The sequence below is a fragment of the Arthrobacter sp. MDT1-48-3 genome (genome assembly GCF_054511015.1).
This window is the reverse complement of the sequence record NZ_JBTNDL010000001.1, coordinates 652,037-678,286: the sequence shown is the minus strand read 5'-3', so window position 1 is coordinate 678,286 and position 26,250 is coordinate 652,037. Positions and strand designations below refer to the sequence as shown.

Annotated in this window: 29 protein-coding genes and 2 riboswitches; of the genes, 14 read left to right on the top strand and 15 right to left on the bottom strand. The window is 70.2% G+C overall.

Going from position 1 to position 26,250, the window contains the following annotated elements; all coding sequences use genetic code 11:
* Positions 1 to 119: 119 nt before the first annotated feature.
* Complete coding sequence (locus tag ACX80L_RS03310) at positions 120 to 1,388, top strand: multidrug effflux MFS transporter (RefSeq protein ID WP_459287638.1); 1,269 nt, start codon at positions 120 to 122, stop codon at positions 1,386 to 1,388.
* On the opposite strand, the gene ACX80L_RS03305 is transcribed toward ACX80L_RS03310, so the two are convergent.
* On the bottom strand, positions 1,363 to 2,574 hold the full coding sequence (locus ACX80L_RS03305; protein WP_133081388.1) for an alcohol dehydrogenase catalytic domain-containing protein: 1,212 nt from the start codon (positions 2,572 to 2,574) through the stop codon (positions 1,363 to 1,365). The two genes, ACX80L_RS03310 and ACX80L_RS03305, sit on opposite strands and share 26 nt — an antisense overlap.
* Before the next feature lie 146 nt (positions 2,575 to 2,720).
* The gene (locus ACX80L_RS03300; protein ID WP_208740206.1) at positions 2,721 to 2,972 is read right to left on the bottom strand and encodes a hypothetical protein; all 252 of its coding nucleotides are present in this window, start codon (positions 2,970 to 2,972) and stop codon (positions 2,721 to 2,723) included.
* A gap of 379 nt (positions 2,973 to 3,351) precedes the next feature.
* Here ACX80L_RS03300 and ACX80L_RS03295 point away from each other — a divergent pair, with 379 nt between their 5' ends.
* Positions 3,352 to 4,191: a DNA-formamidopyrimidine glycosylase family protein gene (locus ACX80L_RS03295; protein WP_459287636.1), complete on the top strand. Its 840-nt coding sequence runs from the start codon at positions 3,352 to 3,354 to the stop codon at positions 4,189 to 4,191.
* Here ACX80L_RS03295 and ACX80L_RS03290 read toward each other — a convergent pair.
* Positions 4,150 to 5,421: a glycoside hydrolase family 26 protein gene (locus ACX80L_RS03290; protein ID WP_459287634.1), complete on the bottom strand. Its 1,272-nt coding sequence runs from the start codon at positions 5,419 to 5,421 to the stop codon at positions 4,150 to 4,152. The two genes, ACX80L_RS03295 and ACX80L_RS03290, sit on opposite strands and share 42 nt — an antisense overlap.
* A 17-nt stretch (positions 5,422 to 5,438) precedes the next feature.
* A riboswitch (cyclic di-GMP riboswitch) is annotated at positions 5,439 to 5,513 on the bottom strand.
* Between the two features lie 327 nt (positions 5,514 to 5,840).
* Here ACX80L_RS03290 and ACX80L_RS03285 point away from each other — a divergent pair.
* Both ACX80L_RS03285 and ACX80L_RS03280 read left to right on the top strand, forming a co-directional pair.
* A complete protein-coding gene (locus ACX80L_RS03285) occupies positions 5,841 to 6,512 on the top strand; it encodes a peroxiredoxin-like family protein (RefSeq protein ID WP_208740246.1) in 672 nt (223 codons plus the stop codon).
* Positions 6,513 to 6,623: 111 nt separating this feature from the next.
* Positions 6,624 to 7,082, top strand: coding sequence for a GNAT family N-acetyltransferase (locus ACX80L_RS03280; protein ID WP_208740245.1), 459 nt, complete (start codon positions 6,624 to 6,626; stop codon positions 7,080 to 7,082).
* A 12-nt stretch (positions 7,083 to 7,094) separates the two neighbouring features.
* Here ACX80L_RS03280 and ACX80L_RS03275 read toward each other — a convergent pair whose 3' ends face one another.
* Together ACX80L_RS03275 and ACX80L_RS03270 are read right to left on the bottom strand one after the other, a co-directional pair.
* On the bottom strand, positions 7,095 to 7,583 hold the full coding sequence (locus tag ACX80L_RS03275) for an aminoacyl-tRNA deacylase (protein ID WP_459287631.1): 489 nt from the start codon (positions 7,581 to 7,583) through the stop codon (positions 7,095 to 7,097).
* 23 nt (positions 7,584 to 7,606) lie between these two features.
* Positions 7,607 to 8,641 (bottom strand): LacI family DNA-binding transcriptional regulator, encoded by a 1,035-nt coding sequence (locus ACX80L_RS03270; RefSeq protein ID WP_459287629.1) that lies wholly within the window; start codon positions 8,639 to 8,641, stop codon positions 7,607 to 7,609.
* Between the two features lie 111 nt (positions 8,642 to 8,752).
* On the opposite strand from ACX80L_RS03270, the gene ACX80L_RS03265 reads away from it, so the two are divergent.
* From ACX80L_RS03265 to ACX80L_RS03255, 3 genes are all read left to right on the top strand, one after another.
* Positions 8,753 to 9,487, top strand: a complete 735-nt coding sequence (locus ACX80L_RS03265; protein WP_459287627.1) for a sugar phosphate isomerase/epimerase family protein — start codon at positions 8,753 to 8,755, stop codon at positions 9,485 to 9,487.
* Positions 9,484 to 10,590 (top strand): Gfo/Idh/MocA family protein, encoded by a 1,107-nt coding sequence (locus ACX80L_RS03260; protein ID WP_459287625.1) that lies wholly within the window; start codon positions 9,484 to 9,486, stop codon positions 10,588 to 10,590. Before ACX80L_RS03265 ends, ACX80L_RS03260 begins: the two co-directional genes overlap by 4 nt.
* Before the next feature lie 107 nt (positions 10,591 to 10,697).
* Entirely contained in the window at positions 10,698 to 11,330 is a 633-nt protein-coding gene (locus ACX80L_RS03255; RefSeq protein ID WP_133081378.1) for a uracil-DNA glycosylase family protein, read from the top strand.
* 58 nt (positions 11,331 to 11,388) lie between these two features.
* Here ACX80L_RS03255 and ACX80L_RS03250 read toward each other — a convergent pair whose 3' ends face one another.
* From ACX80L_RS03250 to ACX80L_RS03235, 4 genes are all read right to left on the bottom strand, one after another.
* Entirely contained in the window at positions 11,389 to 11,745 is a 357-nt protein-coding gene (locus ACX80L_RS03250) for a hypothetical protein (protein WP_459287623.1), read from the bottom strand.
* A 212-nt stretch (positions 11,746 to 11,957) separates the two neighbouring features.
* Positions 11,958 to 12,170 (bottom strand): hypothetical protein, encoded by a 213-nt coding sequence (locus ACX80L_RS03245; protein ID WP_133081376.1) that lies wholly within the window; start codon positions 12,168 to 12,170, stop codon positions 11,958 to 11,960.
* Positions 12,171 to 12,213: 43 nt separating this feature from the next.
* Positions 12,214 to 12,684 carry a MarR family winged helix-turn-helix transcriptional regulator gene (locus ACX80L_RS03240; protein WP_459287621.1) on the bottom strand — a complete coding sequence of 157 codons (471 nt, stop codon included), beginning with the start codon at positions 12,682 to 12,684 and terminating at the stop codon, positions 12,214 to 12,216.
* 52 nt (positions 12,685 to 12,736) lie between these two features.
* Complete coding sequence (locus ACX80L_RS03235; RefSeq protein WP_459287619.1) at positions 12,737 to 13,297, bottom strand: DUF1801 domain-containing protein; 561 nt, start codon at positions 13,295 to 13,297, stop codon at positions 12,737 to 12,739.
* A 129-nt stretch (positions 13,298 to 13,426) separates the two neighbouring features.
* On the opposite strand from ACX80L_RS03235, the gene ACX80L_RS03230 reads away from it, so the two are divergent.
* The 3 genes from ACX80L_RS03230 (at position 13,427) to ACX80L_RS03220 (ending at position 16,446) form a co-directional block, all read left to right on the top strand.
* Positions 13,427 to 14,491, top strand: coding sequence for a spore photoproduct lyase family protein (locus ACX80L_RS03230; protein ID WP_133081598.1), 1,065 nt, complete (start codon positions 13,427 to 13,429; stop codon positions 14,489 to 14,491).
* Between the two features lie 75 nt (positions 14,492 to 14,566).
* Entirely contained in the window at positions 14,567 to 15,709 is a 1,143-nt protein-coding gene (locus ACX80L_RS03225; RefSeq protein ID WP_459287617.1) for a glycoside hydrolase family 26 protein, read from the top strand.
* Between the two features lie 59 nt (positions 15,710 to 15,768).
* On the top strand, positions 15,769 to 16,446 hold the full coding sequence (locus ACX80L_RS03220; RefSeq protein WP_459288080.1) for a YqjF family protein: 678 nt from the start codon (positions 15,769 to 15,771) through the stop codon (positions 16,444 to 16,446).
* Positions 16,447 to 16,498: 52 nt separating this feature from the next.
* Here the strand turns inward: ACX80L_RS03220 and ACX80L_RS03215 are convergent, their stop codons facing one another.
* Positions 16,499 to 17,197 carry an SDR family oxidoreductase gene (locus ACX80L_RS03215; RefSeq protein ID WP_208740057.1) on the bottom strand — a complete coding sequence of 233 codons (699 nt, stop codon included), beginning with the start codon at positions 17,195 to 17,197 and terminating at the stop codon, positions 16,499 to 16,501.
* A 159-nt stretch (positions 17,198 to 17,356) separates the two neighbouring features.
* On the opposite strand from ACX80L_RS03215, the gene ACX80L_RS03210 reads away from it, so the two are divergent.
* The 3 genes from ACX80L_RS03210 to ACX80L_RS03200 are packed head-to-tail and all read left to right on the top strand — an operon-like array spanning position 17,357 to position 19,842.
* The gene (locus ACX80L_RS03210) at positions 17,357 to 17,767 is read left to right on the top strand and encodes a YybH family protein (RefSeq protein WP_459287615.1); all 411 of its coding nucleotides are present in this window, start codon (positions 17,357 to 17,359) and stop codon (positions 17,765 to 17,767) included.
* 7 nt (positions 17,768 to 17,774) lie between these two features.
* Complete coding sequence (locus ACX80L_RS03205; RefSeq protein WP_459287613.1) at positions 17,775 to 19,193, top strand: purine-cytosine permease family protein; 1,419 nt, start codon at positions 17,775 to 17,777, stop codon at positions 19,191 to 19,193.
* On the top strand, positions 19,180 to 19,842 hold the full coding sequence (locus ACX80L_RS03200; RefSeq protein WP_459287611.1) for a cyclase family protein: 663 nt from the start codon (positions 19,180 to 19,182) through the stop codon (positions 19,840 to 19,842). The genes ACX80L_RS03205 and ACX80L_RS03200 overlap by 14 nt, the downstream gene beginning before the upstream one ends.
* Positions 19,843 to 19,978: 136 nt before the next feature.
* Here ACX80L_RS03200 and ACX80L_RS03195 read toward each other — a convergent pair whose 3' ends face one another.
* The gene (locus tag ACX80L_RS03195; RefSeq protein ID WP_459287609.1) at positions 19,979 to 20,842 is read right to left on the bottom strand and encodes an aldo/keto reductase; all 864 of its coding nucleotides are present in this window, start codon (positions 20,840 to 20,842) and stop codon (positions 19,979 to 19,981) included.
* A 74-nt stretch (positions 20,843 to 20,916) separates the two neighbouring features.
* On the bottom strand, positions 20,917 to 22,038 hold the full coding sequence (locus ACX80L_RS03190; RefSeq protein WP_133081596.1) for an alcohol dehydrogenase catalytic domain-containing protein: 1,122 nt from the start codon (positions 22,036 to 22,038) through the stop codon (positions 20,917 to 20,919).
* A 136-nt stretch (positions 22,039 to 22,174) separates the two neighbouring features.
* Between ACX80L_RS03190 and ACX80L_RS03185 the strand changes: the two genes are divergently transcribed.
* A complete protein-coding gene (locus ACX80L_RS03185) occupies positions 22,175 to 23,368 on the top strand; it encodes a TerC/Alx family metal homeostasis membrane protein (RefSeq protein ID WP_133081368.1) in 1,194 nt (397 codons plus the stop codon).
* Positions 23,369 to 23,370: 2 nt separating this feature from the next.
* Here the strand turns inward: ACX80L_RS03185 and ACX80L_RS03180 are convergent, their stop codons facing one another.
* The 3 genes from ACX80L_RS03180 to ACX80L_RS03170 all read right to left on the bottom strand — a co-directional run bounded on the left by ACX80L_RS03180 (position 23,371) and on the right by ACX80L_RS03170 (position 26,229).
* On the bottom strand, positions 23,371 to 23,868 hold the full coding sequence (locus ACX80L_RS03180) for a hypothetical protein (protein ID WP_459287607.1): 498 nt from the start codon (positions 23,866 to 23,868) through the stop codon (positions 23,371 to 23,373).
* A gap of 203 nt (positions 23,869 to 24,071) precedes the next feature.
* Positions 24,072 to 24,386 (bottom strand): SMR family transporter, encoded by a 315-nt coding sequence (locus ACX80L_RS03175; protein ID WP_133081366.1) that lies wholly within the window; start codon positions 24,384 to 24,386, stop codon positions 24,072 to 24,074.
* Positions 24,387 to 24,395: 9 nt separating this feature from the next.
* A riboswitch (guanidine-III (ykkC-III) riboswitch) is annotated at positions 24,396 to 24,463 on the bottom strand.
* 128 nt (positions 24,464 to 24,591) lie between these two features.
* Positions 24,592 to 26,229 carry an ABC-F family ATP-binding cassette domain-containing protein gene (locus tag ACX80L_RS03170; RefSeq protein WP_459287605.1) on the bottom strand — a complete coding sequence of 546 codons (1,638 nt, stop codon included), beginning with the start codon at positions 26,227 to 26,229 and terminating at the stop codon, positions 24,592 to 24,594.
* Positions 26,230 to 26,250 lie beyond the last annotated feature (21 nt).

The window sequence follows — 26,250 nt, the reverse complement described above, 5'->3', positions numbered from 1 at the left end:
AAGTTTTCCGTCGGACGCCCTGGCCGGCCCTACGGCGATTGCATGGCAGGTCCTGGCCTCGCGGCCGGGGATGGGCGAGGATGGCAGGGAAAGCGCTATCCACAGAACAGGCAATTCTCTTGGGCTCCACCCCGCACCTCCTCGCACGCTCGGGGAAGGACGTCCGCCGGGACGCTCCACACCCGAGGGTCCTCCTCCTCGTCGCGGCGCTCGCGATGCTGCAGGTGATCTGGCCGCTCACCATGGACCTGTACCTGCCCGCGTTCCCTGCGATCCGCCGCGAGTTCGGCGCCGACGAGTCCGCCGTCCAGCTGACCCTGACAGCGGCCTTCATCGGTATGGGCATCGGTCAGCTGGCATCCGGACCGGTGTCGGACGCCGTCGGACGGGCGCGCCCCCTGGCGGTGATGATCGTGGTCTACTGCATCGCGACGGCTGCGTGCGCCCTTGCTCCCACCATGGCCTGGCTCATCGCGAGCAGGGCACTCCAGGGCATGGGGTCGGCCGCCTGTGCGGTCATCGCCCTGGCCATCGTCCGTCACCTGTACACGGGCAGGCGCCTGCTGGTCTTCCTCGCCCGACTGTCCATCGTCTCCGGCGTGTTCGTGGTGGCGTCCCCCGCCCTCGGCGCCCAGCTCCTCCAGGTGGTCGGCTGGCGGGGACTGTTCTGGACACTCCTCGGCTACGGCGTCGTCCTGTTCTGTGTCGCGGGCAGGATCCTTCTTCGGAACGAGACGCACACGCGGGACCGCCGGCTGCTCCGGAAGGGCGTCCGCCTCCGGGACGACTACCGCAGCCTCGCCTCGGACGCCCGGTTCCGGTCCGTCGCCGTGGCCGGCGGGCTGCTCTTCGCCGCGATGATGTCCTTCATGGCCGGCAGCGCCTTCCTGCTGCAGGAGGTCTTCGGGCTCAGCCCGTCCGCCTACGCCCTGCTGTTCGGCGCCCAGGGCGCCCTCATGGTCGTCGGGGCGCAGGTGGGAGGCCTGGTGGCGCGCCGGGCCTCGCCGGTCCTCGCCGTGCGCGTCGGTGCGGTGGCCCTGGTGGTGGCCGCCGCCGTCCTGCTCCTGAGCGTCGGGTTCGCCCCGCACCTCGGCCTGTGGGGACTGATGGCGCCGGTCATGGGCTTCACGGCATCGTTCGGCCTGGTCAATCCGGCCCTGCAGGCCACGGCGCTCGAGCACCACGGCCTCCGTGCCGGCACCGCCGCCTCCCTGTTGGGCGCGTCCAACATGGCAGGTGCCGCCGTGATCGCCCCCCTCACCGGAGCGTTCGGGCTGTCCTCGCCCGTGCCCACCGCCGTGGTCATGCTGGCGTGCGCGGTGGTGGCCGCCCTCCTCCTCCTGCTCGGAGTGCGGCGGACGCCTATGCCGTCGTCAGTACCGTCTTGAGCCAGCCCTCCTCGCGCCGATCGAAGGTCAGGTAGGCGTCGACGACGTCGGTGAGCGGCTCGTGCTGGGTGATGAACCTCGTCGGATCGAAGACCCCCGACGCGACGAGGTCGAGCAGCGGCGGCGTGACCGAGCGGTGATCGCAGTTGCCCATGCGTATCGTGAGGTTCTTGTTCATCGCCTGGCCGATGGGATAGGTCATCATCTGCGGGCTGTAGACCCCGATGATCCCGATGCGGCCGTACTTCCGGACGGTCTCCACGCTCCACCGGGACACCTGGGAGGGTGCGTTCCCCGGCACCCAGTTCCCGCCCTGCGCATTCGTGGTGGGGGCGACCTCCGCGACCTCCCGGGCGAACTGCTCCGCCTGCTGCTCGCCGTCCGCCGCCGCCGGGCCGGAGGACGGGCGCTGGGCGTCCACGCCCACGGCGTCGATGACGGCATCGACGCCGATGCCCAGCGTGGCGTCCATCAGGGCCTGCACCGGATCCTCGCGGTTGAAGTCGACGACCTCGGCGTTCTGGCCGAGCGCCTGGACGAGGCGGGTCTCGACGCCGTCGATCGCGAACACGCGTGAGGCGCCCTGGCGGAAGGCGGAGGCGATGGCGAACTGCCCGACGACGCCCGCGCCGTACACGGCGACGGTGTCGCCGCGTCGCACTCCTGCCAGCTCGGCACCGAACCACGCGGTGGGGAAGATGTCCGAGAGCAGGATGGCCTGCTCGTCGCTGACGGTGTCCGGCAGCGCGGTGAGCGTGTTCGAGGCCCACGGGATGCGGGCGTACTCGGCCTGCAGCCCGTTCACGGGCCCCGTGGTCTGCGGCCCGCCGAAGAAGCAGGTGCCGGCCTGCGGGCCGTTCGGATTGGCGGTGTCGCACTGGGCGGTGTGGCCGGCCCGGCACTGCCAGCACACGCCGCAGGACATCGTCGAGGAGACGACCACCCGGTCGCCGGGGGCGAACCGGCGGACCGCTGCGCCGACGGCGGTGACCTCTCCCACGGCTTCATGGCCGAGGATCGTCCCTTCCTTCATGCCCGACATGGTGCCGCGGATGAAGTGCAGGTCGGTACCGCAGATGGCGCTCCGGGTGATCCGTACGATGGCGTCATTGGGATCGAGGATCGAGGGATCATCGACGGTGTCGAGGCGGATGTCACCTTCACCGTGCCAGACGAGTGCTTTCATGGGACGCTCCTGATGCGGCGGGGCCGCGGGTAGGGTGCTGGTCGGCAAGCAATCCCAACGCTAGGAGTTCCCCTCCGGGGCTACAACGCCACGTGGCACCCGGCGGCCGGTTGCCACGATTCGTGGGCGGGTGTAGGTGCCGGCGGTCAGGAGGAGCGGAGGACGGGTTCGACGACGTCGGGCCGGACCGGGGAGGAGCCGGGCTGCTGGTCCCTGCGATCGAGCTCCTCGGTGAGTTCCTCGTGCCGGATCTCGGTCTCCATGGCCGCTTCGCCGTCGGTGGCGTATTCGTGGTCGAGCTCGCGGTGGATCTTGCTGTTGAGGACCTCGACCTCGGGCAGCTCGAGTGCTGTGAGGTCTTCCGGGAAGTCGTCGGAGGGCGTGAGTCTGGTTCTCAAGGGGGTGCCTGTTCGGTGGTGGGACGGGACACTGCGATCGGGCCCGCTTCTAGACCACGCATGCCGGGCGAACCCGGCAGGGCAAGCCAAAAGAGTACCGGTTCGACCGCCCGGAACGGAAGCCGCCCGGCGCTACGTCGACGTGTTCTTCGCCTGCCGGTCCGTGAGGTCGCGATCGGCCAGGAGCACGCCGCCCATCAGGAGCCGGAAAGCGCCGGCCCTGCCTCCCGGGCGAGGAGTCCGGGAGGGCAGAGCCACGGAGCGACCGGTGGGCGCAGGCGGTCGACACGAGCGGGTCGTGCGCCCGGTCTTCCCGGACCGGGTGTCGGTGGCGGGGGCTAGCCTGCCCTGATGGATGCCGGAGCGAGCAGGAGGTGCGATGCCCGAGGGTGACAGCGTGTTCCGGCTGGCAGCACGGCTGAGGCGGTCCCTCGACGGGCGACTCCTCCGCCGTGGCGATCTGCGTGTCCCCGCCCATGCCACGAGTGCACTGGACGGACTGCGGGTGGTGGAGCACGTGACGCATGGCAAGCACCTGCTGACGCGGCTGGACGGCGGACTCACCCTCCACACGCATCTGCTCATGCAGGGCTCGTGGACGGTCACCGCCGCGGGCAGGAAGCTGCCGCGCGCACTGCTGCCCGACGCACGGGTGATCCTCGAGGTCGAGGACGGCCCCACCGCCTACGGACTGAACCTGCCCGTCGTCGACCTGCTGCCCACGCGGGCGGAGGTCGACGTCGTCGGGCACCTCGGACCCGATCCGCTGCGCGACGACTGGTCCGCGGAGGAGGCGGCCGCCAGGCTGTGCCGGGATCCCGCCGAACGGGTCGCCGCGGCCCTGCTCGACCAGCGCAACGTCGCAGGCTTCGGCAACCTCTGGGTCAACGAGCTGTGCTTCCTGCGCGGCATCCACCCGGACACCCCCGTGGCCGACACCGACATCCCCGCGCTCGTGGCGCTCGGCGCACGATGCCTGCGGTTCTCCGCCGTCCAGCCCGGTGCCCACCAGGTCACCACGGGCACTACGCGTAAGGGCGAGCAGCACTGGGTGGCCGGCCGGGCCGGGAAGCCGTGCCTGCGCTGCGGCACCACCGTGTGCGTCCGTGCCGAGGTGCCCGGTGATCCGGGCCGCCGCCGGACCTGGTGGTGCCCGCGCTGCCAGCCGTTGCGGCAGTCAGCGCCGGGTGGCGAGCGCCGCCGCGAAGGCGTCGGCTGACGCTGCCGTGCTGTTGATGCGCCAGTCGGCCTCCTTCGCGATGTGGAACCAGACGAGGGCGACGACGTCCGGCTGGGCGGAGAGGTAGCCGAACAGGTTCGTGATCCACTGAGGCTTCGATCCGCCGACCTCCGAGGACGCGGTCTCGGCGATCAGGACGGGTTTTCCCGGAGCGAGCCGGCGGAGCTGCGCGATCCCCTCGCCGAAGACCGCCTCCGGTTCCTGCCAGCTGCCCCCCGACGGGGAGGTGCCCCAGTTGTAGCCGTCGAGTGCCACGGCGTCGACGTACCCGCTGCCCGGGTAGAGACCGTCGAGGGGGACGGAGCCCCAGTAGGGCACGTTCGGGTTCCAGACCCAGCTGATGTTGGTCGCGCCGGTCGACGCGACGACGTCGTGCACGTGCTGGTAGGCCGCGACGTAGTCGCCCGTCCCGTTGCCGTTGACGCCTTCCGCCCAGGGGTACCAGTTCCCGTTCATCTCGTGGGCGAAGCGGAGGTACACCGGCTGGCCCCACCGGCCCAGGGCCGTGCCCCATTCGCGCAGGTAGGCGTCGAAGTGGCCGGCTGCGATGCGGTCCAGCGAGTAGGCGGGCTGCGCGGTGCCGCCGCCCCAGGTCCAGGGCTCCCAGGTCAGGAGGGTCTCGGCCCCCCTCGCTCGGACGGCGTCGAGTTCGGCGATGGGCGCGGGCTGGTTGAAGTCCTTGTAGGACAGGACGATCGAGGGCGCCTCGCCGGCGAGGGCCGTCACCTCGTCCAGTTCCGCACCGGCAGCCGGCCCGCCATTGGTGCCCACGCCGAACCGGATCGCCTTGGCGGTGCCGCTCGGCACGGGGGCGGGCTCGACGACGGTGAAGCGGGCGGTCGCAACCGCGTTCCCGGCCGTCGCGGTGACGGTCACGGTGCCCGCAGCGGTGGGCATGACGATCGACGCCTGGAAGGCGCCGCCGGCGGTCGTGGTCACGGCCACCCTGGCGGTTCCGGCGACGACGGTACCCTTGGTCCGTTTCGGGAACCCCGCACCCGAGACGGACACGGAGGCACCGGGTGCACCGGAGACGCTGCCCAGCGTGATCGTCGCAGCGGCCTGCGCCGGGGGAGGGGTCAGCCCGAGGAGCAGGACCGAGATCACGGCGAAGAGGAGGGGGAGCCGGTGGGCGGTGGTCCGTGCCGAAGCGGCAGCGGGAGGGGGAGCGGCGGGGGGAGTCGCGGGGGGAGTCGCGGGTGGAGTCATGGTCGGCACCTAGCTGGTTCGGTAGCCCGGCTGACCGCAGGGGTCCCGTGGCTTTGCGTCCCCGGCTCGCGCCGGGTTTGCCGTTGTCGCCGGGCGGTCGCCCGGGCGCCGGAGGTCCCTGCCGCGGCGGGGCTCCTCCACCATTGTCCCGGAGGTCGTCGTCGGACGGCGGCGGGGCGCCTGAAGGATGCCAGAGGATTCCTGCAGGTCTTCCGCAGCATGCCCGGATCGCCCGCCGGCACCGCTGGAACCGGCCTCCTGGGACGGGTGGAATCCGTTTCTGTCCTCGGTGCGCCGCGATGGCGGGCGGTGCGGACTATGACGCGGACGGACCGGCGCGCTGGGAATTCGCGGTGACGTGCACCACAATGGGTCCTGCTGCGGGATCGAGGCACCCGCGGTGTTGTTGAGGGGGACAGATGAAGCAGAGACCGGCGTTCACGAACACCATCGCATTCCAGATCGACGAGTACAGGCCGACGTTCGAGGCGCAGGTCGGCCCTGCCCTCGCAGCGGTCTTCGCCCGTGAGCAGGAGGATCTCCGCCGCGCCGGGATCCCCCCGGGGACGGCGCACGCGGGCGACCTGCTCCCCGATGCCGTCCTGCACGACGAGCACGGCCGCCAGGTGCGTCTGGGCGAGGTGCTCGGGGCCGCGGCGGCCATCCTGGTGTTCTACCGCGGTTCGTGGTGCCCGTACTGCAGTATCGCGCTGAAGACGTACCAGCGCGAGCTGCGCCCCGTCGTCGAGGCGTTCGGGACTCGGCTCATCGCGATCAGCCCCCAGGCCCCCGAGACCGCTGTCGCGGCCGCACGCGCCGCAGGACTGCGCTTCGAGCTGTACTCGGACGAGGGCAACGCCCTCGCCTCGCGCCTCGGGATCGTGACGGTGCCCAGCGCGGAATCCGAGGCGGCACGCGCAGCCCTGGGCATCGACGTCGCAGGCACCAACATGGACCGCACCGCAGCCATCCCGTTCCCCACGGTGGTCGTCGCCGACGCCACGGGCACCATCCGCCTCATCGACGTCCGGGTGGACTACACGACGCGCACGGAGACGTACGACATCATTGAAGCCCTGATCGCCCTGTAGCCCGCACCCCCCGAGGCAGGCGCCGGTAGGATCACGGCGTGCCGTGCCGGAACACACCCGTCCCGGTCGACGGTGCCGCCGCGCCCACAACACCGAGAGGACAGGCCCCGCATGGAGCTGACGATCGAACGCGTGCCCTTCGACGCCCCCGACGCCGAGGCGCTGCGCAACGCCCAGCAGGCCGAACTGCACGTGCGCTACGGCAGCGAGGACCACGAGCCCGGAGAGCCCCCTACCGCGGACAACGTGCCCTTCTTCGTCGTCGCCCGGGCAGCGGATGGAACGGCCGTCGGCTGCGGGGGTCTGCGCCCGCTCGGCGACGGAGGTCTCGAGGTGAAGCGGATGTATGTGCTTCCCGAGCGCAGGGGCCAGGGCGTCGCGACGGCGATCCTCCGACGGATCGAGGAGCAGGCGCTCGCCATGGGCAGCAGGACCCTGCTGCTCGAGACGGGCACGGAGCAGCCCGACGCCATGCGGTTCTACGAGCGTGAGGGGTACCACCGTATTCCCGCCTTCGGCCTGTACGCGGGCGAGGCACACTCGGTCTGCTACGCCAGGCTCCTCGACTGAGAAGGCCCGCGGTCAGGTTCCCGGGATCTTTGTGGTGATGTCACCGAGGGTTGCCGAGAGGGATGCCAGGAGTGCATCCGCGTCCGTGAACAGCAGGAAGTCCCGGGATCCCGATCCCATGCCGATCCGCCGTCCCCGGATCCGCTCGTCGGCATAGACGGGAAGGACGCTCCCGCTGCCCAGTGGCGTGATGGTCCCGGACTCGTAGCCGGTGAGTTCGAGGGCGGTCGCGGGCGGCACGAGCGAGGCCTTGTTCACGGCCGGCAGCGCGCGGAGCCTGGACCAGTCGAGGCGTCTCGTCCCCGGGATCAGGACGAAGGCGGTCGTCCCGCCGCTGACCTTGACCACCAGGGTCTTCACTCCGTCCTCCCTCGTGAGGCCCTGGACCGCCGCCGCGTCGTCGAAGGTGCCGTCCTCGTCCCGGGGCACCAGGGATACCCCGAGTCCTCGGGCTGCTGCATCGAGCTCGGCGGGAAGGGGGCGGGCATCGGCGGTGTCCATCGCCCCATCGTAGGTGCCGCCCGTCAGGCCCGGCCGGCTGGGAGCACGGCCGTGCTGGCCCGCACCACGAGGTCGCTCCCCGGCATCGAGCGGGTCCGGGCCTCCCCGGAGTCGAGCAACGCGAGCAGCAGTTCGGCGGCGATCCGGCCCTGCTGCCCCGGGTTGCGCGCCAGGGCCGTGACCGCGGGCGAGGCCAGCCGGCAGTGCAGGGAGTCGTCCCAGCTCACGATCGCGACGTCCCCCGGGCAGCGCAGCCCGAGCTCGCCGAGTGCCAGCAGGCCGCCCATCGACATGAGGTCGTTGCCGAACACGACCGCGGTCGGCCGGTCCCCGGGCGCGTGCAGGAGCGACGCGACGGCGTCGCGCCCGGCGTCGAGCGCGTAGGTGGCCTCGTGCAGCACCACCTGCATCCCGTACCCGGCCGCACGTTCCCGCACCCCCCGGATCCGCTCCTCCTCGTGCAGGAAGGTGTGCGGCCCGGTGACATGGGCGATCCTCCGATGGCCGCCCTCGTGGAGGTGGTCGACGATGGTCGCGGCGTCGACGGAGTGGTCCGTCGTCGTGCCTGCGAACCTGTGCGGTGCGCCGGTCCCGGGCGCGCCGTGCAGCACGAAGGGCAGCCCGAGCCGGGTCAGCAGGGCGGGGCGCGGGTCGTCGTGCAGGTGGTCGAAGACCACGACGCCATCGACCTTCCGCTCACCGGCCCACCGCTCGTAGATGAGCTGCTCCTGTGCCGGGTCCTTGCCCACCATCCGCAGCATCAGGGCCATGTCCGCCTGCGCGAGTGCCGCTTCGATCCCGGTGAGCAGGCCCATGTAGTAGGGCTCGGTCCCGATGAGCAGGGGATCCGCCGAGAGCACCATCCCGACCGCGCCGGCCCGCGAGCGTGACAGGGCGCGGGCGGAGGAACTCGGGTACCACTCGAGCTCCTCCGCGAGGTCCAGGACGCGGCGCCGGGTCAGCTCGCTGACACCCGGCTGGCCGTTGAGGGCGTAGGAGACGGATGCCTTCGAAATGCCCAGCCTCTTCGCCAGGCCGGCGATGGTTTCCTTGGCCATGGCCTACACGATAGCGCCACCCATCCCTTGACCCGCTCCGGGTGATCACCTAGGTTCGACCTAGGATCTGAACCGGTTCAGTACACCCTGTTCTCAGCGAGGAGAATCTCCGTGACGTATTCACTCCAGCTCTACACCCTGCGGGCGGCGATGGGGGAGGACCTGCCGGGCACCATCCGGCGCGTCGCCGAGCTGGGCTACACCGCCGTCGAGCCGTACAACTTCGTCGCCACGGCGGACGAGCTGTCCGAAGCGTTGTCGGCCAACGGACTCACCGCGCCGTCCGGCCATGCGCCCCTGCTCCGTGCCGACCAGGACGAGATCTTCGACGCCGCATGCACGCTCGGCATCGGAACGGTGATCGACCCGCACGTCGAGCGTTCCCACTGGACCACGGCCGCCGACATCGAGGCCACCGCCCAGGCGCTGAACGCCGCGGCGAAGAAGGGCGCGGAGTACGGCATCACCGTGGGCTACCACAACCACGAGTTCGAGCTCGAGGAGCGTATCGACGGCGTCTCCGGGCTCGAGGTCCTCGCCGGCCACCTCGATCCCGAGGTGGTCCTCGAGGTGGACACCTACTGGGCCGCGGTCGGGGGCGAGGATCCCGTCGAGCTGCTCCGGCGCCTCGGCAGCCGCGTGCGCTTCGTCCACATCAAGGACGGCCCGCTGACCAAGGACGACAAGGAGCAGGTCGCCGTCGGCTCGGGCAGCATGCGCGTCTGGGACGTACTCGACGCCGTCCCCGGCCTCGAGGCGGCCGTCGTGGAACTCGACGACTTCGACGGCGACATCTTCACCGCCGTCGCCGACAGCCTGGCCTACCTGAGCGAGGGGAAGAAATGAGTACCGGCCCGGTCGGCGTCGCCGTCATCGGCGCAGGCGTCATCAGCAAGGAGTACCTGACCAACCTCACGGGCTTCCCCGACGTGACGGTGCACATCGTCGCCGACATGGTCGAGGAGGTCGCGGCCGCCCGGGCCGCGGAGTTCGGGGTCCCGTCATCCGGTGGCGTGCAGGACGCGCTGAGCCATCCCGACGTCGAGATCGTCGTCAACCTGACGATCCCCGCGGCCCATGTCGAGGTGGCCACGGCGGCAGTGCAGGCCGGCAAGCACGTGTGGAGCGAGAAACCCTTCTCACTGGACCGCGAGAGCGGTCTCGGCCTGCTGAAGACGGCGGACGCCGCCGGCCTCCGTCTCGGCTGTGCTCCCGACACATTCCTCGGTGCAGGACTCCAGACCGCGCTGCGCATGGTGGCGCGCGGCGACATCGGCGTCCCCCTGACGGCGCTGACCCTCATGCAGTCGCCCGGTCCCGAGTCCTGGCACCCGAACCCGGCATTCCTCTTCCAGGAGGGCGCCGGGCCGCTGTTCGACATGGGGCCCTACTACCTGACCACACTCGTCCAGACGTTCGGTGCCATCACCAGGGTGGCGGGCCTCGGCTCGAGATCCCGGGACACCCGGACCATCGGATCGGGGCCGAAGGCCGGCGAGGTCTTCGACGTCACGGTCCCGTCGCACGTCAGCGCGATCGCGCAGTTCGCGAACGGGGAGTCCTCGCAGAGCATCTTCAGCTTCGACTCACCCCTCAAGCGCGCGGGCTTCGTGGAGGTCACGGGGACCGAGGGCACGCTCGCGTTCCCCGACCCGAACTTCTTCACCGGCGACCTGATGCTGACCCGACCCGGAGCCGAGGAGCCGGAGACCATCGCGGCGGTCGGTGCGTCCTCGACCCGCGGCAGCGGCGTGCTGGAGATGGCTCGTGCCCTCCGCGAGGGCCGTCCGCACCGCGCCCAGGGCGAGACGGCGTACCACGTGCTCGACGCCATGGTCTCGATCTCGGAGAGCATCGCGACCGGCGAGTTCGTCCCGCTCTCGAGCACGGCGACCGCGGCCGAGCCGCTGCCCGAGGACTGGGATCCGTACGCCTCCACCCTGTCCTGATCCCGGGGGCCGGGGTGTCGGCGGAGCACTGGCGTAGGCTGGAATCCTGCGGACACGTTAGCGCCACCTCTGGCGCCGTTCGCGAGGAGGCGGAATTGGTACAGCGCATGGCAGACCCCACGTATCGGGCCCAGCAATGGGAACAACGCTACGATCCCCAGATCGAGGACGTGAACCGCCTGTGCGACACGCTGGCCGAGTCGAAACCGGGGTCGGCCGTGCCGTACATCGACCCCGTCCACGATGTCGACGGATGCAAGATCGTCAGTCTCTTCTCGAGCCCGGGCTCCTCGTTGCCGTCGGGATTCGTCTCCTTCGAGAACGACGACCCGAGTTCCATCCGCATGGCCGGGATCTACGAGGCCGTCGGGCTGCCGCCCGAGGCGGTCATGCCCTGGAACGCCTACCCCTGGTACCTGCCCGAGGGCAAGGAGCGTGCGCTCACCATGGACCAGATCTCCGACGGGGTCAAGCCGCTCCTGACATTCCTCCAGCAGGTTCCGCGGGCCTCGGCGCTCGTCGCCCACGGGGCGGACGCGCACAAAGCTGCACGGCGCCTGATGAAGCTCGAGAACCGCGCCATCATGAAGCGCGGCTTCAAGATCTACGAGGTACGCTCGCCGGGCGAGCGGGCGTTCAAGGGCACCCCCGCGAACCAGGAGCTGTGGCTGAAGGACATCCAGTCGGCCTACGCCGACGCGATGGGCCGGGCCGGGCTGCGTTCCCGCCAGTCCATCTAGGATCTTCCGAGTCGACGCAGAAAGGCGGGGCCCATCGGGCCCCGCCTTTTTATGTGCCTCAGGCCGATCCGCACATCGCGTGCAGCCCGGCCTCGACGGGAGCGCCGTCCTCCGTGTGTCCGAGGGTCAGGCCGCGGAGGGTCGCCGAGATGTCCTCGAGGGACTGCAGGACCCATGCGAAAGCTTCCTCGTCCATGACCTGCCCCTCCTTGCCGGGCGTCGACGAGCGGTGCGCCAGGGCGAGGCGGGCCACGGTCCCCTCGAGGGTCTCCAGCTCTGCATGCGTCTGTGCGGCGAGGTGGTCGGCCGTGGCGGCGGTGGCGGGCCCGCGGCCGCCGGACACCATGCGGAGGGCGGTTCTGGGCAGCCCGGAGGCGTGGGAAGGCGTGCTGGCAGACGGGCGCTGTGCGCTCATGGATCGAGACCTCTTCTAAGTCAAGACGGCGCCCTTGAATCCCCCGGGCAGAAAAAGATTGACTACGACAGTCTGCCACCCGCCGAACCGGTTCCCTATGGATTCGGGCTCAGGAATTCCACAAAATTACCGGTCGGTAGCATCAAGGCCCGCACGACGGCGGCGACAGGAGCTGCGCCGCTGCTGCCGCCACCGCGCAGGAGAGGCCCTGCCTACTCCTCCCGGCGCGTGGTGAGGTAGGTGGAGCCGTCCGGATTGCGCACCACGGTCCACTGCTGCAGTTCCTCCTGACGCAGCCGCTGCGCCTCGTCGTCGCGGTAGACGATCGGTCCCTCGGTGGTGCCGCGCTGGGCGGGACCGAAGAACATCCGCAGCTTGCCCGTGGCGGTCATGAAGCGGGCGGACAACGGTTGCTTCTCGGTCATCGGAGATCCTTTCGAGGGTGTCGGTCCACGGGGGCGGGGGAGGTCACGGAGTGCTCCGCCCGCTGGCCGAGGCCGGCAGGTGGGTGCCGGTGGCCCGGATGATCCCGTGCATGGCGTCGTTGAGGGTGTCCACCTGCTCGCGCGTCAGGCCGAGCCGCTCCATCATGGTCGCCGGCACGTCGAGGGCATCGGCGCGGAGGTCCCGGCCCGCAGTGGTGAGCTCCACCGCCAGCGCCCGCTCGTTGCCCGGGACGCGTGTCCGGGTGAGCAGGCCGAGGGCCTCCAGCCGCTTGAGCATCGGCGAGAGCGTGGCGGACTCCATGGCGAGGGCCTGTCCGATGCTGCGGACGGTGCGGGGGCTCTCCTCCCACAGCGCGAGCATCACGAGGTACTGCGGATGCGTGAGGTTGAGCTTCTCGAGGACCGGCCGATAGGCGCCCACCACGCTCCGGGACGCGACGGACAGCGCGAAGCACAGTTGGCGCTCGAGCAGGAGGTCGTCGTCGGTGGTCAAGAATCCTCCGGATTGGACGGTGACGAACAGGTGCGTACTGATAATTAGTGTACTACTGTTCCTCGACGGCGGGGACCGCGTGGCGCCGGGATCCCCGCGGTCCCGTGATCAGGGGTGTGCGGATCCTGGGCGTCGTCGCGGGGCCGACCGTGCCGGCGGTTGAGCCCATCGATGCCGCCGGGGACGGGTCCGACGAGGCGGAGTCCCCGGTCACCAGGAATTCGTGCCCACGCAGCACGAGCTCCTCGAGAACGTCCAGGTCGATCCCGGCGAGGGACGTCACGTACAGGCAGCCCGCACCACGCCGGTGTCTGCCGAGGCGCGGCAGCAGCGCCTCCGCTCCGGGAGCGGCGAGCAGCCCGTACAGGGATTGCGCCGACGCCCGCGGGGAGAATCCCACGGCCAGGGCATCCCCCTCGTGGCCGGAGGCGTACCTGTAGTGGTAGCTCCCGAAACCGATCATGGTCGGTCCCCACATCACGGCGGGTTCCCGGGTCGCACGGCCCATCAGGTCGAGGAGCACGACGGCGTCGGCCCGCCGGACCGGGTGCGCGATCGCGTCGACGAAGGCCCGGGGATCCTCCTCCGTCGGTTGCGTGAGGAGCTGCGCCATGACCATTCCCTTCCCTCGGGTGCGCCGGCGGCGCCGATCCTGCCACTCTAGGGGCGCGCGGCTCCCGCCCGGAAGTGTCGGTGGCGGCCGATACTCTGGCCGCACACCACCGACACGAAGGGTTGCATGCTGCAGGCCAACAAGCTGCTCCAGATCAGCAGGATCTATGTCGAGCCGGCCGCTGCCGCGCTGCCCCGGGGCCAGGAGATTCTCGCGCGCTGGCCGGAGGCGGACGTCGTCGAGGTGGCGAGCCACTGGCGCATCCCCGAACTCAGCGGGGACGAGGCGAACGTGCGTCGCTGGGTCCGCATCAAGACCGAGGCGCTCATCATCGGCGTCAAGAAGACCCTCACCGCCAAGCCCAACGGCAGATCCGCCGACTTCATCGCCCCCTCCACCGCGAACGGCTGCGCCATGGCCTGCGCGTACTGCTACGTGCCGCGCCACAAGGGGTACAGCAACCCGATCACCGTCTTCGCCAACATCGACCAGATCGGCGGCTACCTCGAACGACACGTCGCGCGGCAGGGCCTCAAGCTGGAGCCGAACCAGTGCGACGACCACGCCTGGGTCTACGACATCGGCGAGAACAGCGACTGCTCCGTCGATGCGCTCGTCAGCGACAACGTGCGCGACCTCGTGCACCTCTACCGCGAGCTGCCCACGGCCAAGCTCTCCTTCGCCACCAAGTACGTGAACCGGGACCTGCTGACCTGGGACCCGCAGGGGCGCACCCGGATCCGCTTCTCGCTCATGCCCGAGAAACTCGCGCGCACGGTGGACGTCCGCACGACGCCGGTGGCGGAGCGGATCGCCGCCATCAACGACTTCGTGGACGCCGGCTACGAGGTGCACGTGAACTTCTCGCCGGTCATCATCACGCCGGGCTGGCAGGAGGACTGGCGGGAGCTCTTCCGCCAACTCGACGCGTCGCTCTCGCCCGCGGCGAAGCAGCAGCTCGCCGCGGAGGTCATCTTCCTCACCCACAACCAGCAGCTGCACGAGGTCAACCTCGGCTGGCACCCGCAGGCCGAGGAGATCCTCTGGCGCCCGGACCTGCAGGAGACCAAGCGATCCCAGAACGGTTTCACCAACGTGCGGTACATCGCCTACGAGAAGCGGGGCTATCTCGACGAGCTCCTCCGCCTGGCCTCGGCCGAGCTGCCCTACTGCCGGATCCGCTACGCGTTCTAGCAGCGGCGGCGGGGGTGGTACGCCGGGCCGCCGATCCGGTTGTAGATTGGCTCCGTGGTCTCACACCTTGCGCGGATGCTTACCGTGCTTCTCCTCCTTGCCCTGTGCGCATGCAACATCAATCCCTCGGCGGTCCCCTGCGAGGTCGTCGACGGGCGGAAACTCGCTCCGACGGAGGGCACGCTCATGGGCGTGAATCTCGAATGGGGCAGGGAGACGCTCGCCGAGTACTCGGACAAGCTCGGCGAGCGTCCCGCGGTCGCCGTGACGTTCGCGGATTTCCCGTTCAGGGAGGAGGATCCGGGTCTGATCGCGTCGGCCGCGGAACAGTTGCGGCAGAACGGCGGCACGCTGCTGCTGACTCTCGAACCGATGGAGGGCCTGGAGGCGGTGACCGGCCAGCATGCCGATGATCTCGCAGCGATGCTTGCGGACTTCAACACCAATGGTGTCCCGGTGATCGTGCGCTTCGCGCACGAGATGAACGGCTCGTGGTACCCGTGGGGACAGCAGCCCGGCGAGTACATCGCCGCCTTCCGGCGGGTCGCCGACGCCGTCCACCGTGACGCGCCCGGCTCCGCCATGATGTGGGCGCCGAACTACGCCGGCGGCTACCCCTTCGCGGGCGGCACCTACGAAGCACTCCCCGGCGCGACGGGGTTCGCGGAGCTCGACACCACCGCGGACGGGTTCCTGACGGCCTTCGACGACCCCTACGCGCCGTACTACCCGGGCGACGACGCCGTGGACTGGGTGGGGATGTCCCTGTATCACTGGGGGAGCACCTATCCGTGGGGGGAGAGCGAGATGCCGGAGGATGGCAAGTTCACCGATCAGCTGACCGGGACCTACCACGGCAGCAACGGCGATGAATCGATGCTGCCGGACTTCTACGCGGACTACGGCGTGGACCACGGCAAGCCCGTCGCCATCCCGGAGACCGCGGCGCTCGTGACGGATGACATCGGCGGGCTCCGCACACTGAACATCAAGCGTGCCTGGTGGGAGCAGGTCTTCGACCCGGCCGTGCACGAGCACTTCCCGCAGCTGCGGATGGTGAACTGGTTCGAGTGGAACAAGGTGGAACCCGAGGTGGGCGCGGCCGTGGACTGGACCGTGGCCGAGGACCCGGACATCCGGTCGGCCTTCACGGCCGCGCTGCCCGAGTGGTACCGCTTCGCGGCGGAACGCGACGAGTGCGGGGAGCCCCTGTCGTGACCACGGACGGCCGGGACCCCGGCTGGCAGCTCGCCCCCGACCTGCCGTCGCCCGTCATCATGGACCAGTTCTGGGCGGATGCCGTGTTCCTGCACTGGCGGATCGCCGCTGACGCCGTGCAGCGCTTCATGCCGCCCGGCGTCACCCCGGACGTGGTGGACGGTTCGTCCTGGGTCGGGCTGATCGGCTTCCGGATGGTCGGAGCCGGGCTCGGGCGGGGCCTGCCCGTGCCCCATCTCGGGTCCTTCACCGAGATCAATGTGCGGCTCTACTCGCGGGGCCCGGACGGTACGCGCGGCGTGGTCTTCGTGACCCTCGACGCGTCCCGCCTCGCCGTGGTGCTCGCGGCGCGGGCGGGCGGCATCCCCTACGTGTGGTCGAGATGCGCACCGCTCCAGCGGGGCGGGGGTGCGCAGCGGGAGTACGGGTACGACGTCGTCCGGTACCGCCGGCAGGCGACGTCCCGCTTCGTCGCCCGCCCCGAGCTGGAGCGCACCGCGGATGACGTCCTGTCCCTCGAACTCACCGCCCGCTTCGGCCTGCACAGCACCCTGGCCGGCCGGACGCTCTACATCCCCAACACCCATTCCCCCTGGCCGCTCCACCCGGCCACGCTGACCGAGTTCGACGACGGACTGCTCGGTGCGGCGGGGCTCCGGGTCGAGGGTCCGCCGGAGTCGGTGCTGTTCTCCCCGGGAGTGCAGACGCAGTTCGGCAGGCCCCGAGTGGTCGGCTAGCGGCCCTGGACGCAGGACCTGTGCCGGTCGGCTGCCGCCGCTGGAGTGTGGGTCAGCCGAGCGTGATGCCGGAGGGCCGGATGCTGAGGGTCTCGATCGCCGACTCCTGTGTCGCATCGACGGCGAGCCGGACGGCCTTCGCCACCTGGTCCGGGCGAATCCATGCCTCAGGCCGGTAGTCCCTGCCCTCCCATGCATGCAGTTCCTCCTGCATGTCGGTGGCGACCCTGCCCGGGTGGATGGAGCTGACCCGCACACCGTGTGGCCGCTCCTCCTCCCGCAGCGCGTCCGTGAGGGCCCGCAGCGCGAACTTGGTCCCGCTGTAGACGGCCGACCCGGCGCCGGAGGTGTACCCGGACCCGCTGTTGATGGCGATGATCTGGCCCGAAGCGGCGCGCAGTGCCGGCAGCAGCGCCCGCGTGAGGGACGCGACCGCGAACACGTTGACCTCGAAGCTCTCGCGCCAGGCATCGTCGGACAGTTCCGCGACCGGCCCCATCCGGAGCACGCCCGCCGAGTGGACGAGGACGTCCAGGCGCGGGATCCCTGCCACGGCGGCGGCCACCTGCCCGGCGTCGCGCAGTTCCGCCGCGAAGGGTTCCGCGGACGGGAACGACGACGACAGGTCCGCCAGGGCGGTGAGGTCGCGGCCGCCGAGCAGCAGGTGGTGCGTGGAGCCGAGCTCGTCGGCGATGGCGCGGCCGATACCGCGGGAGGCGCCGGTGATGAGGGCGACGGGGTTCGGTGACATGCCCTCACCCTAGCAATGCGGGGGAGGCCGTCCGGCGTTCCCCGGCCGACGGCGAGGCCGTGCTCCGTTGACAACGTCGCCCACGTCACACACACTCACTGGACAACAAATGTTCACCTGTGGGCAACCCGAGGGTGACGGTGGAAGGGACAACGCTCGATGACCGATGCACATCTCACGGAGGAGGACGTGCTCCACGCGGCCAACGCTCTCGTGGAGGCCTTCCGTGCGACCGACACGCAGGCATACTTCGCCTGCTTCGCCGAGGACGCGACCTTCGTCTTCCACACCGAGGACCGCAGGCTCGGGTCGAGGGCCGCCTACGAGCAGCTGTGGTCGACGTGGCTCGATGTGGGGTGGCGCGTGACGGACTGCTCCAGCAGCGACCGGCGCGTGCAGCTGCTCGGGGACGTGGCGGTCTTCACGCATGACGTCCGCACCACCACGGAGACCGCCGGAGAGTCGGAGACCACCCGGGAGCGCGAGACGATCGTCTTCCGCCGCTCGGACGGCACCATCACGGCGCTCCACGAACACCTCAGCCCCACCCCCCACGACGACCGGAAGTAAGACCACCATGACGGCAGGAACCCCTCCCACCTCGGCCTACCGACGCCTGTCGGACCACCTCGACCGGAACTCCGACGGCTACGGCCCACTGCGCGGCACGCTCGGTACGGCCCGGATGGGCATGATCTGGCTCGCCGCGAACCTCGTGGTCACCACCCTCCTCACCGGCACCCTGTTCGTCCCCGGCATCAGCTGGCCGCTCGCCGTCGCCATGATCGTGCTGGGCACGCTCATCGGCGGCTCGGTGCTGGTCCTGGTGGGCAACATGGGCACGCGCACCGGCCTGGCGACGATGTCCCTGACGAAGGGGTCCTTCGGGCTGCGGGGGTCCTTCCTGCCGGTGGCCGCGAACGTCATCACGCTCATGGGCTGGAGCTGGGTGCAGGCGATGCTCGCCGGCGTGACCGTGAACTTCCTCGTCGAGCAGGCCACCGGGTTCTCGAGCCCCGTCCTCTTCTCGGTGCTGTGCCAGTTGCTGGTGGTGTGCCTGGCGATCTTCGGCCACACCGGGATCGCCCGCGTGGAGCCGTGGCTCGCCCTCGTGATCCTCGCCTTCATGGCCTACATCTTCACCACCGCGTTCCTCGCCTACAGCCCCGCGGACATCACCGCCATCCCGCAGGACACGGCAGCGGGCTGGACGGGTGTCGCCGCCCTGGACGTCGTGATCGCGACGGCGATCTCCTGGACGGTGCTGTCCGCGGAGTTCAACCGCCTCGCGCGCACGCAGTCGGCGGGGATGATCGGTTCGGGGATCGGGTACATGCTCTCCACCGTGCTCGCCATGACGCTCGGCGCGACGGCCATCGGCTACGTGGTGCTCGACGGCGGGGAGGCCGTGCCGTTCGATCCCACCGTGATCGTCGCCTCCTTCGGTGCTCCGCTCGCCGTCGTGATCTTCCTGTCCGTCATGGCCACCAACACCATGGTGGTCTACGGCATGGTGGCCTCCGTCGTGAACATGGTGCCCTCCCGGCGCGTCACGTTCCTGCCGACCGCGATCGTGCTCGGCGTCATCTCGATCCTCGGCTCCACCTGGCTCGCGCTCCTGAACCAGTTCACGGCCTTCCTGACGGTGATCGGCGCCCTGTTCATCCCCGTCTTCGCCATCATGATCGTCGACTACTACGTGGTGCGCTCCCGCCACTACGGCCGGGACATCCTCCGTGCCAGCGGCGGTGAGTACTGGTACACCGGGGGGGTGAACGTGGCCGCGGTCCTGGTCTGGCTCCTCGGAGCCGGCGCATCGCTGCTCCTCACCTATGTCGTCCCCAGTCCGATCGGAGCGACCATCCCGACCTTCGTGCTGTCCGCCCTGCTCTACTTCGCCTGGGCGGCGGCGTCACGACGTATCAGCCGCGACGGGCACCCGCGTGTCCATCTCCTGGATCTCCCGGAGGAGCAGGGCGTCCGTGCGGATCGTTGACCTCTCGCAGCCCGTCCATACCGGGATGCAGGTCTACCCGGGTGATCCGGAGGTCGTCCTGACCACCGTCGCGACGGTCGCCGAGGACGGGTACCAGGTGGCCTCGCTCCACGCCGGGTCCCACACGGGCACCCATCTCGACGCGCCCCTCCACTCGATCGCGGGCGGGCAGGCCGTGGACGACATCGACCTCGGCCGGCTGGTGGGGCCGGCACGCATCGTGCGGTGCACCGGCCTGGCTCCGCACGAGATCATCACCTGGGCCTCCGTGGAGGGCCAGCTGCAGGACCTGACGGGCCAGGCGATGGTGCTGTTCCATACCGGCTGGTCCGCCTGGTTCGGCAGCGGACACTATCTGGAGCACCCCGTCCTGGCGCCCGAGGTGGCCGAACGGCTGCTCGCGGCGGGTATCACGGTGGTCGGCGTGGACACCCTCAATCCCGACTCGACCCTGCGCAACGGCGGACGGCTGCCGTTCCACACGGCACTGCTCGGGGCCGGCGGCGTGATCATCGAGAACCTCGCAGGTCTCGCCGCCGTGACCTGGGACCAGCCCGTCGTCTCCGTGCTGCCGCTCGCCCTCGCCGGGGCGGACGGGGCTCCCGTCCGCGCCGTCGCCTTGCAGCCGGACGGGCAGGGCAGCTGCTAGCCCCCGTTCCGGTCGTCGGGGCGGTGCCGGCGGGCCCTCCCGGGGCGGTCCGGCCCCGACCGGGAACGGCGCCCCTACGACACGGAGATGCCCGCACCCCTGGCGGGTGCGGGCATCTCCGTGTGCGGGAACGGGCCTACTTCGTGCCGTACAACGTCCCGATCTCGTCGGCCGAGAGTTCGAGGTCCGAGGCGCGTGCCGAGTCCTGCACGCTCTCGGGCCGCGACGCGCCGGGGATCGGGAGAACCGTGGGTGACAGGGCCAGTTCCCAGGCCAGGCATACCTGCTGGGGGCTGACGCCGTGCCTGTCGGCGATCTCCTGGAACGGCGTGAAGTGCTCGCCGAGTCCGCCTGCCTTCTTGATGCCGCCGAGGGGGCTCCACGGCAGGAAGGCGATGCCGTTCTCGCCGCAGTACCTCAGCTCGTCCTCGCTGGACCGGAAGGCCGGCGAGAACTGGTTCTGCACGGATACCAGCCGGCCGCCGAGGATCTCGTTCGCCTGCCGGATCTGGTCCACGGTGGCGTTCGAGATGCCGGCCATGCGGATGACGCCCTCGTCCAGCAGGTCCCTGAGGGCACCGATGGAATCCTCGTAGGCGACCTCCGGATCCGGACGGTGGTACTGGTACAGGTCGATGGCGTCACCGCCGAGGCGCTTGAGGGACGCCTTCGCGGCCTCCTTGAGGTAGTCCGGGCGACCGTTCAGCGTCCATGAGCCGTCGCCGGGCCGCAGGTGGCCACCCTTGGTCGCAACCAGCACGGACGAGCTGTCGGCGCCGTAGGTGGCCAGTGCCTTCGCGATGAGCACCTCGTTGTGGCCCACCTCGTCCGCGTCGCGGTGGTACGCGTCCGCGGTGTCGATCAGGGTGATCCCGGCGTCGATCGCTGCATGGATGGTGCGGATGGAACGGTCCTCGTCGGGGCGTCCCTCGATGGACATGGGCATTCCGCCCAGTCCGAGGGCGCTGACGGTGATACCGCCGAGTGTGCGTTGCTGCATTGTCGTTCTCCTCTGGATAGACGTGCAGCTGTCATCGTACGCACGGACCGGGTTTTGGTCCCCACGGCAACAAATCACTTGCCGAGCGTGAAGATCCGTCGTACCACGCGGCCCTCGGAGAGCGCGTCGAGACTTTCGTTGAGATCCTCGAGGGGGTGCGTATCCGTGTGGAGCAGTTCGACGGGCAGCAGGCCGCGCCGCCACAGGTCCAGGTAGGCGGGGATGTCCCGCTCGGGTACGGCGTCACCCATGTAGGAGCCGAGCAGGCGCCGCCCCATGCCGGCGAACTGGAGGGCCTGTGCGGTGATCTGCTGGTCCGGATGCGGGAGGCCGACGGACACCACCGCACCTCCGCGTGCGAGCAGCTGCAGTCCGGCCTCCAGCACGCGGGCACTGCCCACCGCCTCGATGACGACGTCGGCACCACCGTCCGTCGCCTCCCGCACGAGGCCGGCGGCGTCGTCCGGTGTTCCCGCGAGGGACGCGCCGCAGCGCAGGCCGAGGTCCTGCTTGGCGGCGAGGGGATCGATGGCGATCACCGTGGTCCCGGGGACCTGGGCTGCCGCCATGACCGACATCAGTCCCACCGCGCCCAGGCCGAAGACGACCACGGACTGCCCTTCCTGCAGCGCGGCGGTGTTGAGGACGGCGCCGATGCCGGTCAGGGCGGCGCAGCCGAACATGGCGGCGACGTCGAAGGGCACGTCGCGGTCGATCACCACCACGGATTCGCGGGCCACGACGGCGTACTCCGCGAAGGCGGACACACCGAGGTGGTGGTTGATGCGCTCGCCGTCGGTGGTGCGCAGGACGGCCGGTCCGTGCAGGAGGTCCCCGCTCCCGTTGGATTCCGCCCCCCGGTAGCAGAGCGCCGGCCGCCCCGCCGAGCACGCGCGGCACGCTCCGCACGCGGGGACGAACACGAGGACCACGTGGTCGCCGTCGCGGACGTCGGTGACGCCGTCGCCCACGCGTTCGACGACGCCTGTCGCCTCGTGGCCGAGGGCCATGGGGAGCGGGCGGACACGCGAACCGTTGATCACCGACAGATCCGAGTGGCAGAGGCTCGCCCGGGTTATCCGCACCAGGACCTCGCCGGGCCGCGGCTCGGGCACCGGAACCGTCTCCAGGGCGAGCGGGTTGCTCCCGGCGTAGGGAGCAGGCAGTTCGGCGGAGCGAAGCACCGCAGCGCGCATCATCGGGCTCATGGCATTCCTCGTCATCGGGGTACGGACTGCGCCAGTCTAGGCGCGGCGGCTACCCTTACGTGCACCACCGGATCCGCGGGTCATCGGCACCGCGCCGGCACCACGCTTCGAGGAGGCCTGCAGCATGGAAGTACCGCTCTTCGTCTGGACCGCCACGGTCATCGGTATCGTGGGGCTGCTCGTGTTCGACTTCTTCTTCCACGTCCGGAAGGCCCACACCCCGACCCTGCGCGAGTCGGCGATCTGGTCCTCCGTCTACGTGGGGATCGCCCTGCTGTTCGGTGTCGGCGTCCTCGTCCTCGGCGGGCCCACCATGGGCACCGAGTACTTCGCCGGCTACGTCACCGAGAAGGCGCTCTCGGTCGACAACCTCTTCGTGTTCCTCATCATCATGTCGAGCTTCCGGGTGCCGCGCGCGGACCAGCAGAAGGTGCTGCTGTTCGGCATCGTCTTCTCGCTCATCGCCCGGACCGGCTTCATCTTCCTCGGCGCGGCCCTCATCAACAGCTTCGCCTGGGTGTTCTACATCTTCGGCCTGATCCTGCTCCTGACCGCGGGGAACCTCCTCAAGCCGGGTGGGCACGACGACGACGAGAGCGTGATCATCCGGCTCGCCAAGCGCTTCCTGCCGGCGTCGGAGCACTACGACGGCGACAAGCTGTTCACGGTCGAGGACGGCAAGCGCGTCCTGACCCCGATGCTGCTCGTCATGGTGGCCATCGGTGCCACCGACATCCTGTTCGCCCTGGATTCCATCCCGGCGATCTTCGGCCTCACCCAGAACACCTTCATCGTCTTCACCGCCACGGCGTTCTCGCTCATGGGGCTGCGCCAGCTGTTCTTCCTCATCGACGGGCTGCTGGACCGGCTCATCTACCTCTCCTACGGCCTCGCGGTGATCCTCGGCTTCATCGGCGTGAAGCTGATCCTCCACGCGCTGCACGAGAACAACCTGCCCTTCATCAACAACGGCGAGCACGTCGACGTCGTCGAGATCAGCACGGGCCTGTCGCTGGGCGTCATCCTCGGCGTGCTGGTCGTGACCGTCCTGGCCTCCGTGCTGAGCCCCAAGGGCAAGGCGAAGAACGCCATCTCAGGTGCCAAGCGCCACGCCGTCGAATACCTGGACCTCACCTACGAGACGGACATCGACGAGCGGGAGAAGATCTTCGCGAGGCTGTGCGCCGAGGAGGCGGACCTCCGGAAGCTACCCGAGAAGTACAAGCGCCTGATCCGCAACGAGACGGAGTTCATGGAGATGATCCGCCGGGCGCACGCCGAGCACGACGAGGCGCTCGAGCGGGAACCGGGCCGGTAGCGCTAGTTCCGCCGGCCGGAGAAGATACGGCCGATGACGCCGCTGTCGAGGATCTCGCCGAGCAGTTCCAGCGGAGCGCCGGGAGGCAGCGGGATGCCGGGACGGCCGGCCAGCGCGCTGACGTCGAGTCCGGTCAGGAAGCGCGAGCCGAAGGTGGTGGGCGAGTGCGGGCCGACGAGGTCGTCCACCGGTACCTGGATCGGGCCGTCGACGTCCTCGGACTCAGCCGCCTCCCCGGGCAGGTGGCGCAGCGCGGGCGTCCAGGAGTAGGGGGCGCGGCAGAGCAGGGCGTCCTCGCCGGGGGTGACGTCGTCGATGAGCTCGTTGACCGCCTGGGAGACGAGGTCGGCATCCCCCGCGTCGAGGGCGTAGACGCCGTGCAGGTAGGCATCGAACTCGAAGTAGTCCGTGAAGCCTCCCATGTTGCAGTAGTGCATCCAGGACTCGTAGGAGGAGAGTCCGGCGAACTCCATCGCCGTCAGGGTCTCGTCGCTCTGCATAGTGCTCAACTCCTTGTCACGGCCCCCAGCTGAGCCTTCCTCAATCCTCCCGAACGCACCTCAACTGAACCGGTCTGTCGCGCTCAGTTTTGGCGCAAGCGGACGGTCCCACCTCAAGGCATTGCGGAAAAAGCAGAGGAAAACCGGCGTCCCGCAGCATCCGCTCCTGCGGGGCCGTCCGGGTGCCGCCGATCGGGCCGGGGCTAGTGACTCAGCTTCAGCCCGATGACGCCCCCGACGATCATGAGCAGGAACACGATCTTCAGCAGCGAGGCGGGCTCGGTGCCGGTGGCCATCGCATAGATGACGGTGAGGGCCGCGCCGATCCCCACCCAGACGGCGTAGGCCGTCCCGACGGGCAGGGTCCGCATGGCGTAGGCCAGGCCGGCCATGCTCGCGACGATCGCGATGCCGAACACGAGCGTGGGCGCGAGTCTGCTGAAGCCCTCCGACTTGCCGAGGGCTGTGGCCCATACGGCTTCGAGGACTCCGGAGACGACGAGGACGATCCAGGCCATGATTCTCTCCCTGGGCCGTCTTGTCGCACACCGGGTACGGCACCCATCGTCCGGGAGGCGGTGGTTCCCGCCCCGGTCTCCATGCTGTCACGGAAACGGGATCAGTGGTGCGGCCCGGGAAGGCCGGGAGGGGGGACGGGGCGCGCGTCGGAGGATCGGACGCCGGTCCGCCTGGCCCGTCGTCCCGCCTCGCTCGCCGGTCCGCCTAGCCCGCCGTCACCCGGCCGTCCGCCACCTGCCAGCGCTCGTCCAGCCGGACGTTCTCCAGCAACCTGCGGTCGTGCGTCACGAGCAGGAGTGCGCCGGTGTAGGACTCGAGGGCGTCCTCGAGCTGCTCGATCGCGGGGAGGTCGAGGTGGTTGGTCGGCTCGTCGAGGACCAGGAGGTTCACGCCGCGTGCCTGCAGCAGGGCCAGCCCGGCCCTGGTGCGCTCGCCGGGGGAGAGGGACCCGACGACGGCGCGCACCTGATCGGCCTTGAGGCCGAATTTCGCGAGGAGGGTCCGCACCTCGGCCTGGGACAGCTCCGGCACCAGTGCCTCGAAGGCGGCGCCGAGGGGAAGGGCCTCGTCCAGCTGTCCGCGCGCCTGGTCGATCTCGCCGACGGCCACGCTCGATCCGAGGGTGGCCACCCCTCCGTCGGGCTGCTGGTGGCCCAGCAGGAGCCGCAGGAGCGTGGACTTCCCCGCGCCGTTGGGGCCCGTGATACCGATGCGCTCGCCGGCGTTGACCTGCAGCGAGACGGGACCGAGCGTGAATCCGCCCTGCGTGGCGGATGCGTTGTTCAGCGTCGCCACCACGGAGCTCGACCGCGGCGCGGCGCCGATGGTGAACTGCAGCTGCCACTCCTTGCGCGGCTCCTCGACCTCGTCCAGCCGAGCGATGCGCGACTCCATCTGGCGGACCTTCTGGGCCTGCTTCTCGGACGACTCCATGCTGGCCCTGCGGCGGATCTTGTCGTTGTCCGGGCTCTTCTTCATCGCGTTGCGGACGCCCTGGGAGCTCCATTCCCGCTGCGTCCGCGCCCGCCCCACGAGGTCCTGCTTCTTCTCCGCGTACTCCTCGTACGCTTCGCGCGCATGGCGCCGCGCGACGGCCCGCTCCTTGAGGAAGGCGTCGTAGCCGCCGTCGTACACCGCCACCCTGTTCTGCGCGAGGTCCAGCTCGACGACGGTGGTGACGCAGCGGGCGAGGAACTCGCGGTCGTGGGACACGAGGACGACGCCGCCGCGCAGGTTCTGGATGAAGGATTCGAGGCGCTCGAGGCCGGCGAGGTCGAGGTCGTTGGTGGGTTCGTCGAGCAGCACGACGTCGAAGCGGCTCAGCAGCAGCGCGGCCAGGGCGACGCGGGCGAGTTGCCCACCGGAGAGGGCGGTGGTCGCCGTGGCCGGGTCGATGCCGCCGGCGACGTCGGCGAGGACGGACGGCATACGGTCCTCGAGGTCCACGGCACCGGAGGCCATCCAGTGGTCCAGCGCGGCCGCGTAGGCGTCGTCGGCGCCCTTCAGCCCGCTGCCGAGCGCCGCAGCGGCGTCCTCCATGGCGAGGGTCGCCGCCGTCGTGCCGGTGCGGCGGCCGATGTACGCTGCGACCGTCTCACCGTCCAGGCGCTCGTGCTCCTGCGGCAGCCAGCCGACGAACGCGTCGGGTGGGGTGGTGCGCACGGTGCCCGCGAGGGGCGCGTCCGCGCCGGCGAGCAGGCGCAGGAGCGTGGTCTTGCCGGCACCGTTCGCCCCGACCACCCCGACGACGTCCCCGGGCGCGACGGTGAGGTCGAGCTTCGAGAAGAGGGTGCGGTGGGCGTGGCCCCCGGACAGGTCCTTCGCCACGAGGGTTGCAGTCATTCCTCCAGTCTAGGAGGGGCC

What these genes read in the sequence shown, in the direction of transcription:
- ACX80L_RS03175 (WP_133081366.1), bottom strand. Translation starts at nt 24,386, where the DNA reads ATGGCCTGGATCGTCCTCGTCGTCTCCGGAGTCCTCGAAGCCGTATGG.
- ACX80L_RS03250 (WP_459287623.1), bottom strand. Translation starts at nt 11,745, where the DNA reads ATGAGCGCACAGCGCCCGTCTGCCAGCACGCCTTCCCACGCCTCCGGG.
- ACX80L_RS03220 (WP_459288080.1), top strand. Translation starts at nt 15,769, where the DNA reads ATGGACCAGTTCTGGGCGGATGCCGTGTTCCTGCACTGGCGGATCGCC.
- ACX80L_RS03235 (WP_459287619.1), bottom strand. Translation starts at nt 13,297, where the DNA reads ATGGCGCAGCTCCTCACGCAACCGACGGAGGAGGATCCCCGGGCCTTC.
- ACX80L_RS03210 (WP_459287615.1), top strand. Translation starts at nt 17,357, where the DNA reads ATGACCGATGCACATCTCACGGAGGAGGACGTGCTCCACGCGGCCAAC.
- ACX80L_RS03180 (WP_459287607.1), bottom strand. Translation starts at nt 23,868, where the DNA reads ATGCAGAGCGACGAGACCCTGACGGCGATGGAGTTCGCCGGACTCTCC.
- ACX80L_RS03280 (WP_208740245.1), top strand. Translation starts at nt 6,624, where the DNA reads ATGGAGCTGACGATCGAACGCGTGCCCTTCGACGCCCCCGACGCCGAG.
- ACX80L_RS03285 (WP_208740246.1), top strand. Translation starts at nt 5,841, where the DNA reads ATGAAGCAGAGACCGGCGTTCACGAACACCATCGCATTCCAGATCGAC.
- ACX80L_RS03260 (WP_459287625.1), top strand. Translation starts at nt 9,484, where the DNA reads ATGAGTACCGGCCCGGTCGGCGTCGCCGTCATCGGCGCAGGCGTCATC.
- ACX80L_RS03205 (WP_459287613.1), top strand. Translation starts at nt 17,775, where the DNA reads ATGACGGCAGGAACCCCTCCCACCTCGGCCTACCGACGCCTGTCGGAC.
- ACX80L_RS03295 (WP_459287636.1), top strand. Translation starts at nt 3,352, where the DNA reads ATGCCCGAGGGTGACAGCGTGTTCCGGCTGGCAGCACGGCTGAGGCGG.
- ACX80L_RS03195 (WP_459287609.1), bottom strand. Translation starts at nt 20,842, where the DNA reads ATGCAGCAACGCACACTCGGCGGTATCACCGTCAGCGCCCTCGGACTG.
- ACX80L_RS03215 (WP_208740057.1), bottom strand. Translation starts at nt 17,197, where the DNA reads ATGTCACCGAACCCCGTCGCCCTCATCACCGGCGCCTCCCGCGGTATC.
- ACX80L_RS03290 (WP_459287634.1), bottom strand. Translation starts at nt 5,421, where the DNA reads ATGACTCCACCCGCGACTCCCCCCGCGACTCCCCCCGCCGCTCCCCCT.
- ACX80L_RS03170 (WP_459287605.1), bottom strand. Translation starts at nt 26,229, where the DNA reads ATGACTGCAACCCTCGTGGCGAAGGACCTGTCCGGGGGCCACGCCCAC.
- ACX80L_RS03305 (WP_133081388.1), bottom strand. Translation starts at nt 2,574, where the DNA reads ATGAAAGCACTCGTCTGGCACGGTGAAGGTGACATCCGCCTCGACACC.
- ACX80L_RS03275 (WP_459287631.1), bottom strand. Translation starts at nt 7,583, where the DNA reads ATGGACACCGCCGATGCCCGCCCCCTTCCCGCCGAGCTCGATGCAGCA.
- ACX80L_RS03185 (WP_133081368.1), top strand. Translation starts at nt 22,175, where the DNA reads ATGGAAGTACCGCTCTTCGTCTGGACCGCCACGGTCATCGGTATCGTG.
- ACX80L_RS03255 (WP_133081378.1), top strand. Translation starts at nt 10,698, where the DNA reads ATGGCAGACCCCACGTATCGGGCCCAGCAATGGGAACAACGCTACGAT.
- ACX80L_RS03270 (WP_459287629.1), bottom strand. Translation starts at nt 8,641, where the DNA reads ATGGCCAAGGAAACCATCGCCGGCCTGGCGAAGAGGCTGGGCATTTCG.
- ACX80L_RS03245 (WP_133081376.1), bottom strand. Translation starts at nt 12,170, where the DNA reads ATGACCGAGAAGCAACCGTTGTCCGCCCGCTTCATGACCGCCACGGGC.
- ACX80L_RS03190 (WP_133081596.1), bottom strand. Translation starts at nt 22,038, where the DNA reads ATGCGCGCTGCGGTGCTTCGCTCCGCCGAACTGCCTGCTCCCTACGCC.
- ACX80L_RS03225 (WP_459287617.1), top strand. Translation starts at nt 14,567, where the DNA reads ATGCTTACCGTGCTTCTCCTCCTTGCCCTGTGCGCATGCAACATCAAT.